Origin of the sequence: Vibrio sp. 10N.261.52.C11, assembly GCF_041471405.1 — a bacterium.
In the GTDB taxonomy this organism is placed as follows: Bacteria; Pseudomonadota; Gammaproteobacteria; order Enterobacterales; family Vibrionaceae; genus Vibrio; species Vibrio crassostreae_C.
The window spans coordinates 1-15,240 of sequence record NZ_JBFROI010000034.1; the positions used below are offsets into that span (position 1 = coordinate 1).

At 43.3% G+C, this 15,240-nt stretch carries 4 protein-coding genes; all 4 read left to right on the plus strand.

The genetic code is table 11. The features are described from left to right. Positions 1-183 precede the first annotated feature (183 nt). The gene (locus AB4323_RS13815; RefSeq protein ID WP_017082577.1) at positions 184-528 is read left to right on the plus strand and encodes a hypothetical protein; all 345 of its coding nucleotides are present in this window, start codon (positions 184-186) and stop codon (positions 526-528) included. Between the two features lie 26 nt (positions 529-554). Then, positions 555-1,016 carry an RTX toxin-activating lysine-acyltransferase RtxC gene (gene rtxC / locus AB4323_RS13820; protein ID WP_032545857.1) on the plus strand — a complete coding sequence of 154 codons (462 nt, stop codon included), beginning with the start codon at positions 555-557 and terminating at the stop codon, positions 1,014-1,016. A gap of 21 nt (positions 1,017-1,037) precedes the next feature. Further along, positions 1,038-13,649: an MARTX multifunctional-autoprocessing repeats-in-toxin holotoxin RtxA gene (rtxA, locus tag AB4323_RS13825; protein WP_372114256.1), complete on the plus strand. Its 12,612-nt coding sequence runs from the start codon at positions 1,038-1,040 to the stop codon at positions 13,647-13,649. 1,076 nt (positions 13,650-14,725) lie between these two features. Then, entirely contained in the window at positions 14,726-15,139 is a 414-nt protein-coding gene (yciA, locus tag AB4323_RS13830) for an acyl-CoA thioester hydrolase YciA (RefSeq protein ID WP_017082562.1), read from the plus strand. Positions 15,140-15,240: the final 101 nt, after the last annotated feature.

Consider the following 15,240-nt stretch of genomic DNA (forward strand, 5'->3'; position numbering starts at 1 on the left):
ATTTCATTGTATCTTATTGATTTTATTGAGTTAATTTTAATTTAATTTGGTTTTTTGATTTAAATTTGATTGTTTCTATTAACAATTCAATTTATTTCAATTATAGTTTCTTTTTCGCAATTAAATGCGATTAAGGTTCATTTCATTTCATTTTGTTTTGTTAAATTTTTGAGATTTTATTTTATGACAGAGAAGTTTGTTCAAACCATTTCTAGTGTTAATTATAATAAAGGCGTTTTTTCCCTTTATTTCGTAGGTCAAGACCAAAAAAATATGGCTAGTGGCGTAATGGCTGAAAATGATGATGACCTTGAGCTTAAACAAGTGGTTCATATGCCAGCTTCTGGCTTTATGTATATGGTTTCCATGGTTAAAAACATGCTCGAAGATCCTCGCATGTCAGCTGAATTTGACAAGTTAGTTGCAGCGGGTTTTTTACCATCAAGTGAACCGGTTGACCCTCAGGCTGAAGAGGGAACAACGGAAGAAAAAACTGCGCCAAAAAAGCGAGTTTCTAAAGTTAAATAGCAACTGCATTTGGTGATATTGGGCATATGTCTATTGCATATCAATCAGCAAATCTTACGTTAGCGCAAATTCAAAAAATAATCGGAGGGGTGATGTTGTTAAGTCAGCATTCACCTCTTCATCGCAGATACGTTGTTGCTGAATGGCAGCAACGTATTATGCCTGCGTTTGAGCTAAACCAGTTTTGCTATTACGAAGATGAACAAGGTCGCCCAATTGCATTTTGTAATTGGGCGTTTTTGTCTGAGCAAAGCCGAGATGAGTTGTTATCTGGAGTGCGGGAAATTTCTTTATCTGACTGGCAATCTGGCCAGCATATTTATATCCCAGAGATGATAGCGCCATTCGGTCATGGCCGCGAAGTTGTCAATGACCTTCGTCGCCGTGTATTCCTTCCGTGGCAGGGGCAGAAAGTTTGTACGGTCCGCGGCAAGGTCAATGTTCAAAGTGATCGCTGTATCAGAAAGGTACAGTGGTTTTCTATTTAATCCGAAATTAGAGTTTATTTTATGGGAAAACCATTTTGGAGAAGTGTTGAATACTTCTTTACAGGGAGCTATACCGCTGACGATGGGGACAATAATATTGTTGCGACTAGTCTTATTGGCGGCGATATTCGAGCTTACGGCGGTGATGATCATATCACCGTCGCTTCAATTACTGCCACAGTTTATACGGGTAGTGGTAATGATACAGTCGTAGGCGGTGCGGCCCATCTAAAGGTAGAGGATTCTATTGGTAACCTTAGTGTAAAAGGTGCGGCTGGGTATGTTGATATCAATAAAAGTGGGGGTGGTGATGTCTCATTTGCCGGCCTTGCTGGTGGAGTTACTATTGACCACTTAGGTAATCGCGGTGACGTAAATTATGGAGGTGCAGCTGCATACAACGGTATAACCCGTAAAGGTCTAAGTGGTAATGTGACATTTGGTGGTGTTGGTGGTTACAACAGTCTTTGGCATGAAACAAACCAGGGTAACTTATCCTTTACGGGGGCAGGGGCCGGAAACAAACTCGACCGAACTTGGTTCAATAAATACCAGGGTTCACGTGGTGATGTGACATTCGATGGGGGCGGTGCGGCTAACAGCATTAGTTCACGAGTGGAAACTGGCAATATCACTTTCCGTGGTGTTGGTGCCGATAATCATCTGGTTCGAAAAGGTAAAGTTGGAGATATAACCCTACAGGGTGCAGGCGCATCAAATCGAATTGAACGTACACGCCAAGCTAATGACGTTTATGCTGAAACACGAGGGAACGTTACATTTGAAGGGGTTGGAGGGTACAACAGCCTTTACTCTGATGTCGCCCACGGAAATGTCAGTTTTTCCGGGGGGGGAGCCTACAATAATATTACCCGTAAAGGGATAGGTAAAGACTTCGACGGCGAAGGGATGGCGCATGTCAATGCCGATGAAATCGTGCTTACTCAAGCGGTACTAAGTGGAACTTGGATTGGCCAGGATCATCAAGTTACGGGTATAAAATCGACACGTGAGCCGAATACTTATCTGTTTGCTTTCTCGGATTCTAAGTACACCAAAATAAATAAAATTCAGCTGAGTAACGATCCTGAAACTGGAGAGCTTAAGTATTATTCTACCGCTTGGTACAAAGAAGGCGATCATTTAAGTAACTTAACGAGCCAGGATATTTCCTCTGAGAGCGGGTTTAACCCCGTTAAAGTCTATGGCGCATATACGCTGTCGGATTTGAAAGTTGAACACCAGAAAGCGGTGACTATTCACGCCGTTGAAAAAGACCTTACAGAATATGAGTGGGTGACCTACGCTAACGGTGCGGTGATTGATGCTAAAGACGTGTCATTATCTGATGCAAAAATGGGTGGGCATGCTATCTCTTCGGATGGCTCGACTGTCGATGTCAAAGCAGTTAAATCGAATCGAAAAGCAAACACGTACGTCTATGCAAAAGTCTTGGGGTCATACACAAAAATAGTTGTCGTCGAACTTGCAAACGATCCCGATACCGGAGTACTAAGGTATCAAGCTCGTCCTTGGTATAAAGAAGGCGACCACACCCAAAATTTGTCTAGTGAAGATATTTCTTCCGCAAACGGTTACAGCTCTGGGTACAAAAATGGTTACTCGTTGAGTCAGCTACAATACAGCGTTAATACGTTGAGAAGTACCAGTGAAATAGTAGCGGATATTGATGAATACAATGAACAATCATTGTTTAAGTCTGCTAGCGATGGTGGTGAAAGTTCAGGGGACGTTCGGTTCAATGGTGTCGGTGGCGGTAACGTCATCAAATCCAATGTGACACGCGGTAATGTCTACTTTAACGGTGGTGGTCTCGCCAACGTTATCCTTCACAGCTCTAAGTTTGGTGATACCGAATTTGTTGGCGGCGGCGCGGCTAACGTCATTGTTAAAAGTGGCGATGAAGGCGACCTCACTTTCCGTGGTGCTGGTTTAGCTAACGTGCTCGTTCATCAGAGCAAACAAGGGAAAATGGATGTCTACGCAGGCGGTGCGGTCAATGTATTGGTTCGTATTGGTGACGGCGAGTACTTAGCCCACTTACTTGCTTATGGCAATATTTCAGTTCACAAAGGTAACGGTAATAGTCGTTTGACTATGCTAGGCGGCTACAACACGCACACCCAAATTGGGTCTGGCAACGGGTTGTGGTTAGCGGTCGGTGGCTTTAATGTCATGACACAGGTTGGTAAGGGCGACATCGCTTCTGTACTTGTCGGTGGCGCGAATGTCATGACTAAAGTGGGTGACGGTGACCTCACGGCGGGTATGCTTGGTGGCGCCAATATCATTACTCATATTAGCGGTGATGATACGGCCTCAAATACGACCGCAGTCGCACTTGGTGGTGCAAACATCCTAACCAAAAAAGGCAATGGCAATGCGCTTGCCGTTATGGGAGGAGGCGCCAACGTACTTACACATGTTGGTGATGGCTCGACAACTGGCGTCATGGTTGGTGGGGCGAACATTCTAACCAAGGTGGGCGATGGCGATACCACAGGCATTATGTTGGGTATTGGTAACGTATTGACTCATGTTGGCGATGGCCAAACACTTGGCGTAATGGGTGCTGCGGGTAATATCTTCACCAAAGTAGGCGACGGCACTTCAATAGCCGCTATGATCGGCGTAGGCAATATCTTCACTCACGTTGGTGAAGGGAACGCGTGGGCGCTAATGGGCGGCCTAGGCAATGTATTTACCAAGGTTGGTCATGGTGATGCATTAGCGCTTATGGTCGCAGAAGCGAATGTCTTTACGCATATTGGTGACGGCACAACAGTCGCATTAATGATAGCAAAAGGTAATATCGCGACTAAGGTGGGTAATGGTACCTCGATAGCCGCGATGGTAGGTAACGCAAATATATTCACTCAGGTGGGTAATGGCAGCACGTTTACTGCAATGCTTGGCCAAGCCAATATCATGACGAAAGTGGGTAATGACCTAACTGCTGCATTAATGATCGGTAAAGCGAATATCTATACTCACGTTGGTGATGGCACAAGCTTAGGTTTATTTGCTGGCGAACTAAACGTGATGACGAAAGTGGGTAATGGCACAACCTTAGCCGCGATGTTTGGTAAAGCAAACATTATGACTCACGTAGGAGATGGTCTTACTGGCGTACTAGCCCTTGGTGAAGCGAATATCATAACGAAAGTCGGTGATGACTTCATGGGTGTTGTCGCAGCTGCGAAAGCAAACGTAGTGACCCATGTTGGTGATGCAACAACCGCAGCTGTGTTGGCGGGTAAAGGTAATATCTTAACCAAAGTTGGCGAAGGAACCACCGTTGGTTTACTGATATCAAAAGTGGGCAATGTCATGACCCATGTGGGGGATGGTACGACTATTGGTTTGGCGAAAGGTAAAGCTAACATCATCACAAAAGTGGGCGATGGATTAGGCGTTAACGTGGCCTGGGGACAAGCAAATATCTTCACTCACGTTGGTGACGGTGATCGATACAACTTCGCCAAAGGTGAAGCGAACATCATCACCAAAATCGGTGATGGCCAAGAAGTTTCTGTGGTTCAAGGTAAGGCGAATGTCATTACTCACGTCGGTAATGGCGATGATTACACGGGAGCTTGGGGCAAAGCGAATATCATTACGAAAGTGGGTGATGGCCGTAATGTTGTTTTAGCGAAAGGTGAAGCGAACATCGTTACTCAAGTGGGTGACGGAGATAGCTTCAACGCACTTTGGAGCAAAGGCAATATCGTCACTAAAGTCGGTGATGGTATGCAGGTCACGGCGGCAAAAGGTAAAGCCAATATTACGACAACCGTGGGTAATGGCCTGAGTGTAACGGCGGCCTATGGTGATGCGAATATCAACACCAAAATTGGTGACGGTATTTCAGTGAACGTTGCATGGGGCAAATATAACGTTAACACCAAAGTGGGTGACGGTCTCAATGTTGCGGTGATGAAAGGCAAAGCAAACGTGAATATTCACGTAGGTGATGGCTTAGGGATTAACGCTTCTTATGCCAGAAATAACGTTGCTATCAAAGTGGGTAACGGTGATTTCTATAGCCTAGCCGTCGCGTCAAGTAACACGAGCAGCAATAAGCTTTCCGCACTGTTTGATAATATTAAACAAACTCTTCTTGGAGTGGGTGGCAGCCAAGCGATTAATTACCTAGTTCAAGGTGATGAAGCTTCTTCATCAGGAATTCAGAAAGGACGAGGTGCTATTTCAACGCCTGAAATCACTAAACTTGATGGTTTCGACTTAGATGAAATCGAAGAAGTGGGTTCCGATCTAGGAGACGGTTTAAGTGGAAGCGTGACCAACGTTGAAACGCCTGATCTCAGCAACATGGAAAATGAACTCAACATCGAAGAATCTTCAAATCAAACGCAAACACCTAACTTGATCGTCAATGGTGATTTTGAGCAAGGTGGTCTGGGATGGGAATCGACTCACGGTGTTGAAGTTGCCTCTTCAAGTAAGGATTATGGCGTAAGTGGTGATGGTCATGGTTCACTTGTTACAGAGCTAGATACTTATACTAATACAAGTCTTTCTCAAGATTTAACGGATTTAGCGGAAGGTGAAGTCATTGCGGTTAGCTTTGATTTTGCAAAACGTGCAGGTATTTCAAGCAACGAAGGCATAGAAGTTCTCTGGAACGGTAATGTTGTATTCTCAACTTCTGGCGATGAAGCAGCTTGGCAACAAAAAACACTTAAGTTGACTGCGAATTCTGGCAGCAACCGAATAGAATTTAAAGGCACAGGCCATGATGATGGGTTGGGCTATGTTTTAGATAATGTTGTGGCGAAATCTGAAACATCACACCAAGCTAATGCTGTTGCCGATAATGCGGAACAAAATCAAGCTGCGCAAAATGCAATGTCTGACAAAGAACGAGCGGAAGCCGATCGTCAACGCTTAGAGCAAGAAAAGCAGAAACAACTTGAAGCCGTATCGGGTTCTCAGGCTCAATTAGAATCCACCGATCAAGAAGCATTAAAGAGCAATGGGCAAGCGCAGCGTGATGCTGTGAACGAAGAGTCTGAAGCGGTAACTAAAGACCTGACGACATTGGCCCAGGGACTTGATGTGCTGGATAACAAAGCGGTTTATGTAGGTGAATCTGGTGAGCATTGGCGCAACCATTTCGCAGACGGTCTTTTAGAGGATGCTCAAACCAAATTAGGTCAGGCTAAAGATGTTGCTGGGGAAAGCATCATCGCTGCGAAAAAAGCGCACGTAGACAACCAAAAAAGTGTCAACGATTCTGTGGCGAAATCAGAAGCAGGCGTTGCGAAAGGCGAACAGAATCGCTCTGGTGCAGAGAAAGATATTGCGAATACTAAAGCCGACGCTGATGCGCGTAAAACAGACGCCACTACGAAAGCTAATGAAGCTAAACAAGCTGAATCGAATGCGAATAATTCAGCTAGAGACGCTGAAGAACGTGGTAATCGTGATGCAAGAAATGCTGAAAACAAAGCGGATCAAGCACAAGCGGATGCGAAAGGTTCAAAGCAGAACGAAGAGGATCGTCCTGATCGTCAAGGTGCTGTGGGCAGTGGACTTTCGGGTAAAGCACGCAGAATAGAAGGTGCAGGCGTCACGGGTAACCATGTGAATGCCAACAACAAGTCAAGCGCCGATGGCCGATTCAGTGAAGGATTGAGCGAGCAAGAGCAAGAAGCGTTAAACGATGCTGTTCAAGCCGTAAACCGACTACAAATCAATGCAGGTATTCGCTCTAAAAATACCGGAAGAGCTATCACTTCCATGTTCACTGAGAGCAATACCGACAGTATCAGAGTTGTAAATCGAGCATCACAAGATGTAAACCGAAAAGATATTCGCATTTCAGGTGTCAATCTTCACGGGCTGGGTGAAGCGGCTGACACTTCTTTAGCTGTAAGAAAAGGCGTAGATGGTTTTGACTTCTCATTGCTTGGCTCTAATGATGCAAGATTTGTCGATTCGACTAAGCGACACATTGGCAAGCTTTTAACGGATTTACCTAGTAAAGAGTTGAAAGTGGTAAGAAGTAACATTCAGTCAATTCAGCGTACCCCATCTGAAAAGAATCTTGCTGCCTTAGAGTTGGCTCTTCACCAGTGGCAGAAAAAAAATCCAAAAGAGTTCGCTCAACGTGGTGAGTTAGTTAAGACACTCCAATTTGAAATGGTGTCGCTGCAAAGCCATATTCAGAGGAACCGTTCGAAGGACGCCAATGTCTTTGGTATTGCAATTGATCCGAAAGCTGTTGAAGCGTTTGAGTCTAAGCTCGTGTTTGACGGTATTGGTCGTGTGGTTGGTTTGGTTGAACCTTTGACCGAGCACGAAATCAATAGCTTAAAGTCGTTCGGAGTGGTTTCACCGACTCTGACGAATTCAACTTCAGAGAGAGATGCGCCAAAAACTGAAAATGAGAGCCTTATTGAATTTATTTATAAGCTAGGTCAGATAGAGACTACTGAAACTTATGCGAATGAAATACATGAGTTAGTAGAGCAAGCTAAAACGCTATGGATGAGCGGAAGTGTGACTCAAGAGAAAGCGGTTAAGCTGTTTAGCGAGGCTCATGAAAAGTTAGCAGAACACCCTAAACTGCAAACGCTGGCAAATAAATTACTGGCTGATGCAAAGAAAGATAAAGCGACAGGTCAATATCTTGATAATTTGTTTGGCCGTCGTTTTGACTCTGAAATAGCTCATGAGTTGGTGAAAACACCGACAGAACAAGCGATTAATACTTCAGTTCAAATCGGAACCAGTTTAGTTAATGATTTTGACGAATGGATACATGGCTTGCTGCCGGATGCGGGAGACGATGTGTTGCGCGCTGAGCGAATCCAGACAAAAATGGAAGCGTTTGCAGAAGAGATCGCTAAAGACAAGCGTCCATGGTTTAGTCGCGTCCCGACCTTAACTCAATTCCTTGAAACACCGAATTATGACAACTTCAAAACTATGATGACACAAGTTGATGATGGTTTCGGTGTTATAAAAGTTCCTTTCCTGGCTGTGAAAATGGCAATTACCCCTGGTTTGGGAATGGAAATGGCCCCGTGGAAAGCTGAAGGGGACCGTTTCTATCGGAATGTTATCACCAAGGCTCGTTCAACTGATGCGGTAATATCATCAGGGGTTGAAGGTGAAAACAAAGTTACCCTTATTGAAAAGAAAACCAGTGATTATGGTACGGCGCTTCAATATCAACCGAAAGGTGATAACTACGATGACTTTATAGAAGGCCGCAGTGTCGCAGATGGTCGAATTCTTACTCCGGGTAAAAAGACAACATTCGAAAGTAATGCCTTGAATAATGGTCTGCCGGTAGTGACGGGCGCGTCGGGTTCAACCAATATCATGACGCACCTGAACCAACATATTGCGAGTAAGAATCCAGGATTCTCTGTTGATCAAGCTTACCTAAACACCTTGTCTTTCTTAGTTTTTGACGGCGGTCACTCAGTCAACGAAAGCCTTGCTGTGTACAAAGCTTTGCAGGAAACGGGAGAGGATCGCAAAAAAGTATTGGAAAGCTACACCGCCAACTATCAGGATCTGATAGACCTAGTTGATGATAGCTCAAAGGGCACAGTGCGCGATGCGCTGGACAAGGCATTGGATAAAACGCTTAAGTTCTACAAAGAGCATGCTAATTCTGCATCAGATGAACCAGGGGAAGTGTTACCAGTTAAGAGGGCGACAAGTGACAAAGTTGCGGATCTTGAATCATTAGGAAAAAAGACCGGATTAAAAGTAGATTTATCTCAAGTATTTACGAAGCAAGAGCTGAAAGATAGAGCGAAAATTTTTGCTAAACCGATTGGTGCTTCTTATCAAAGTATCTTAGACCAAGTTGATTTGGTGCATCATTCCAATGGTCAAGAGCAGATGAGCGCGAGCTTTGAACTTTGCAATAAGATTAACGCTTATTTAGCTGAACATCCAACCTCCGGTCGTAATCATGCACTAACGCAATTGAAAGAGCAGGTAAGTACTGAGTTATTTAAAGGGGAAATGAAAGTTACCCAAAAGGCCATTGACGCTATTGCAAAGACACGCCCCGAACTTGCCGCTGACATTTATATGGTGGCGATCGAGGAAGCCAATGGTGAACATGCGGGTCTAACCGAAATGATGGTCCGTTGGGCAAATGAAGACCCGTATTTATCGCCAAAGCAAGGATATAATGGAGAGACTCCGAAGGATTTGGGCTTTGACGCTAAATATCACATCGAACTTGGCGAACATTATTCAGACTTCAAACAATGGTTGGAAAAATCACAGGCGAACGATTTACTAAGCAAAGCTGTCTTGGATGAAGCGACGAAAACTGTCCACTTGGGTTACAGTTACCAAGAGCTTCAAGACTTGACCGGGGTTGAGTCTGTTCAGATGGCTTTCTATTTCTTGAAGGAAGCAGCTAAGTCGTCGGATCGGAGCTCCGGCGATTCAGCTGAAATGATCTTGCTAAAGAAATTCGCAGACAGAAACTATGTTTCTCAAGTTGAAGCCGGTCGAATGGATCAAATTAAAGGTATTTACCACAGTAGTCATGAGACAGATGTTGAGAGCTGGGATCGCCAATATTCTGGTATTGGATACGAAGACCTAAGTAAGAAACTTGCCGAAAAGAAGAATGTCGAAGAGCAGCTTTCTCTACTTCTAAATGACCGTAAAGGTCTTTTAATTGGCGAAGTACATGGCAGCGATGTTAATGGTTTGCGCTTTGTTAATGAGCAAATGGATGTACTCAAGAAGCAAGGTATCACTGTCATTGGTCTAGAGCACCTGCGTTCGGATCTTGCGCAGCCACTGATTGACAATTATCTGGCTACTGGTGTGATGTCCAATGAATTAAGTGCAATGCTCAAAACTAAGCATATAGACGTTACTTTGTTTGAAAATGCACGTTCAAATGGTATGCGCATTGTTGCTCTTGATGCGAATATTACGGCTCGCCCTAACATTCAAGGGACAGAGCATGGGTTGATGTATCGGGCTGGAGCTGCAAATAATATAGCGGTAGACACGTTGCAAAAATTGCCAGCGGGTGAAAAATTTGTTGCTATCTATGGGAGAGCACATTTGCAATCTCACAAAGGCATTGAAGGGTTTGTTCCTGGCATTACCCATCGTTTAGGTTTACCGGCACTTAAAGTGAGTGAAACGAACCAATTCAAGATTGAGAAGGATGATGTGAGTCTACGTGCTGTTTACGAAGATGTCGTGAATAAACCAAAGATTGTTTTCACTAGCTCCTTAAGTGGAGAGGACGGTCATGTTAATAATAAACATGTTGATAGTTGGAAGCGTGTTGAAGTTCTACCTCAAACGGGTGGCGGGGAAACTCGATTTGATGGACAAGTTATTGTTCAAATGGAGAACGACCCTGTGGTGGCTAAAGCTGCGGGGAACTTAGCAGGTAAACATCCTGATAAGAGTGTGGTAGTTCAACTTGATTCAGACGGAAACTATCGAGTGGTGTTTGGTGACCCCTCGAAGCTTGATGGAAAGGTTAGATGGCAATTAGTTGGTCATGGCCGTGGTGATTCAGAAAACAATAATATGCGCATGAGTGGTTATAGTGCTGATGAATTAGCAGTCAAGCTTGCTAAATTGAATCAAGCCTTCAGTGGATCAGGAAGCATCACCACTCAACCTGATCATATTAGCGTCGTGGGCTGTTCTTTAATTAGTGATGACAAACAGAAAGGCTTTGGTAAGCAGCTTATTAAAGCGATGGATATAAATGGAATTCGTAGCGATGTTTCAGTCCGGAGCTCAGAGGTTGCGGTTGACTCAACTGGTCGTAAACACACTCGTGATGCTAATGGCGACTGGGTACAAAAAGCGCCACAACACAAAGTTACATTTAGTTTGGATGCTCAAGGTGAAGTGACGACGAAAGAAGAGCGTATTCGAAATGGCATTGCTGAAGGAAACATTAATCTTTCTCACGTTGGTATGAGCAAGACGGACGAGTCTGTCCGTGGGGCTATTGGTGAAAACAACAATGTTTTTGAGGCACCAGAAAAAAGAAAAATAAATCAAGGAACCTCCTCAACTTCAGGAAACAGCAATCAGCTCAGCTACTCTGGGAACATCCAAGTGAATGTGGGCGATGGCGAGTTTACCGCGGTGAATTGGGGCACATCTAACGTTAGCATTAAAGTGGGCACTGGTGGCTTTAAGTCATTGGCATTTGGTGATAACAATGTGATGGTTCATATCGGTAATGGTCAGAGCAAACACAGCTTCGATATCGGTGGCTATCAGGCTCTGGAAGGTGCGCAGATGTTTATCGGAAATCGCAACGTGAGCTTCAACTTAGGACGAAGCAATGATTTGATTGTGATGCTGGATAAATCGATCCCAACCCCACCACTTGTTAACCCGTTTGATGGGGCCGCTCGTATTTCTGGAGTTCTGCAAGGTATAGCAAATTCGGGCAAAGGCAAAGATTGGGTTTCTGCTCAAAATCAACAGTGGACATTGTCAGGCGCGAAGAAGTTCGTTAAAGATATGTCTGGTTTAGATCAAAGTAGCAGTGTTGACTATGACACTCTTGTGAGTTTGGATTCGCAAAATGGACGTAGTAGCCGAGGTTTGAAGAATGACACTGAAGCTGTTCTGAACAAGAAGTTCAACAAATGGTTAGGTGGTAATGACACCAGTGCAAACAAACTAAGTCGCGCAGATAAGTTTCGTCAAGCGAATGAGAAGTTAGCATTTAACTTCGCTGTTGGTGGTCAAGGTGCGGATATTCAGGTCACGTCGGGCAATTGGAATTTTATGTTTGGTGACAATATCCAGTCTATCCTTGATACCAATCTAGGTTCTTTGTTTGGCTTAATGACACAGCAGTTCTCTGCAACAGGTCAAGCGAAAACAACCTTCACATATAACCCTAAAGATTTACCCCGACAGTTAAAGAATAAACTACTTGGCCAGTTGTCTGGTGTGGGTGCGGATACGACACTTGGGGACATCTTCGGTGTGGATTACACCGCATCTGGGCAAATTCTTGCTCGTAATGGTAAGCCGGTAGACGGGGTTGCAATCCTCAAAGATATGCTGGAAGTGATTGGTGAGTTTAGTGGTGATCAACTTCAAGCTTTCGTCGATCCTACTAAGCTGTTAGACGATTTGAAATCGGGAATTGATATGGGCGCAGATGGCCTTAAGTCGTTCGCAGAAACTCATGGTTTGAAAGAAAAAACGCCAGAAGAGAAAGAGGATAAAGCATCAGTTTCCGTTAATGGGACCAACGTAAATGGTGTTCAAAAAAGTCGCGATGAGGCTACAACGCCTGAAAAAACCCCGAAAAAAGATCGTGCATTTGGTTTTAATTCGTTCAGTCTACCTAACTTGTTTACGACTATCTTTAGCCAAGATAAGCAAAAAGAGATGAAATCGTTGGTAGAAAACCTGAAAGGGAACCTAACGAAAGATCTACTGAATATGAAAGAAAAAACATTCGATTTCTTAAGTAAGAGTGGTCATTTAAAAGGGGATGGTGATGTCCATGTTTCTCTAGGAAACTATAACTTCAACTGGGGTGGCGACGGCAAAGATTTAGGGGCTTATCTAGGGGATAACAACAACTTCTGGGGCGGTCGAGGTGACGATGTGTATTACGCAACTGGTACATCCAATATTTTTACCGGCGGTGAAGGTAATGATATGGGCGTTCTTATGGGGCGTGAAAATATGATGTTTGGTGGTGAAGGTAATGATACTGCTGTGGTCGCTGGACGAATTAACCATGTTTTCCTTGGTGCTGGTAATGATCAAGCATTTGTCTTTGGGGAAGGTGGACAAATTGATACCGGAACAGGGCGAGATTATGTTGTGACTTCTGGTAATTATAACCGCGTGGATACCGGTGATGAGCAAGATTACTCAGTTACGATCGGTAATAACAACCAAGTAGAGTTAGGTTCGGGGAACGACTTTGCCAATGTCTTTGGGAACTATAATCGTATCAATGCTGACACTGGTAACGATGTGGTCAAGCTGTTGGGTTATCACGCAGTGTTGAACGGCGAGGAAGGGGACGATCACTTGATTGCAGCGGCCATGTCAAAGTTCAGTCAGTTCAATGGCGGTGAAGGACATGATTTGATGGTACTTGGTGGATACCAAAATACATTCAAAGGTGGGACTGGTGTCGACAGTTTTGTCGTGAGCGGTGATGTTATCGACAACCTTGTTGAAGACATCCGTAGTGAAGATAAGATTGTGTTCAATGGCATTGATTGGAATAAACTGTGGTTTGAGCGTAGTGGTTATGATTTAAAACTTTCTATATTACGTGATCCTGAAAGCGATACTAACCAAGCGAAGTTTGAACATATTGGTTCTGTCACTTTCGCTGATTACTTCAATGGTAATCGTGCACAAGTTGTTGTTGATATGAGAGATAAGGATGCGAAAGGTGAACGAGATTATACCGCGTTATCTGCCACCTCGATTGACGCATTGGTTCAAGCTATGAGTGGTTTTGCGCCTCAGGGTGGCGACAATGGCTTTATGGATAACCTTGATAGTAAGTCTCGAGTTGCTATCACTAAGGCATGGTCCGATGTTTCTAGAGGGAAAAACGCTTTTGCATAGCTAATAAACTATAATTTCAAACATTAATCTAAGCCGTCTTCTTTTTGAAGCCGGCTTTTTTATTTTAATTCTCATACAATGATTGATTTAACTTCATCTGGAAAGCATTTTTAAAGTGTCTGATTGTTAGGTGGTTAAGGCATACGTTGTTGCATAGATCGAGTTGGTGGTAATATCATCGCGTAATATGTAAGAGTGGTTATGTTACTCTGTATTAATGATGCGTGATTAAAGTATGGAAATGTGCGATACGCCATGGAAAGCGACGTAGAGGGTTTGACGACTCAGATAATGCTCTTCTATGAAAAAGAGCATCATATCTCCCGCTTCGAACGCTACAAGATTTCATTGATTCTCTGTTTTTAAAGTGTTTGGCGAGGACGAATAGAAAGTCAGAAAGTACGGCCATGAAAACGGAGAACTTGGCGAACGCTCTATCTCACAGTGGATGTAGGTACGCATGAAATCTTTGTGTAGAGGTAAACCTCGTCGATGTAGTAATAGTGTAGTGCTGCCAACATTACTTAATCTACCTCGAAGAAAGAGCAATGATATGTCAGGTAACGGAGCTTGTGATACGAAGGTGTACCATTAAGTACTGCCCCGAAAAGGTATTATTCCGTTAACCTCACAGCGTAAAAATACAAGTAACTGGGAGCCTGGGCATTCGAGATATGACGCAATAGGAGTGTTAAAAAGTGATGCAATAGCCCAGTGGAAAGTTCACTCCGATTATCACGTTCGAGCAATATTTGAAACAGTAATTTTACGATCTAAGGGGGTCACTAGTGGTGAATGAGCTTGAGGAATTAGAATTCTCCGGTAGGTTGTTAGTATGTTTTTATGCATATGTACCTTAGTCAGCTAATTTTCCTATAGAGCTTAAAGGTTCCGACTTTCCGATTAATGAGCTAAATCAATCTTAGAATGTGGCTCAATCCAGCATCGATGTTAATGGAATAAGAAGTGCATAACAACAGTATCAAAATCTGTGAAAAATAAAACATTTTCAAAGCTGAATTTTAAACTTAAATATGGTTAAATATAAGAATATATTTAGAATATAGGAATATATCTTGCGTACTTCAATCAATACTAAACAAAAACCAAAAGGACAGCTTCTTTTACGTACTCTTTCTATGCCTGCAGATACTAATGCGAATGGTGATATTTTTGGGGGGTGGATAATGTCACAGCTTGATTTAGCTGGAGCAATCCTAGCTCAAGAAATATCTGGAGGACGGATAGCAACAGTTTCAGTATCAAGTATCACTTTTAAAAAACCAGTAAAGGTTGGTGATGTCGTTTGTTGTTATGGTGAATGCGTTAAAATTGGTAGAACATCAATGTCGATTGATTTAGAAGTTTGGGTAAAACCTATTCAAGAAGATAAGGTTAATCTAAGATTCCAAGTATGTGAAGCTAATTTTAATTATGTAGCTATAGATTTGTCAGGGAAGCCAAGACTGGTTCAAAAATTTTCTGATTAAATAGCTTGAGGCTTTAGTTATATTAAACTATTAACATTCAACGGTGAACTATAGTTACTTTTTTAAATGAAATATTTAAAGCTATCTTTGGAAGTTAGGTT

What these genes read in the sequence shown, in the direction of transcription:
- AB4323_RS13815 (WP_017082577.1), top strand. Translation starts at nt 184, where the DNA reads ATGACAGAGAAGTTTGTTCAAACCATTTCTAGTGTTAATTATAATAAA.
- rtxA (WP_372114256.1), top strand. Translation starts at nt 1,038, where the DNA reads ATGGGAAAACCATTTTGGAGAAGTGTTGAATACTTCTTTACAGGGAGC.
- rtxC (WP_032545857.1), top strand. Translation starts at nt 555, where the DNA reads ATGTCTATTGCATATCAATCAGCAAATCTTACGTTAGCGCAAATTCAA.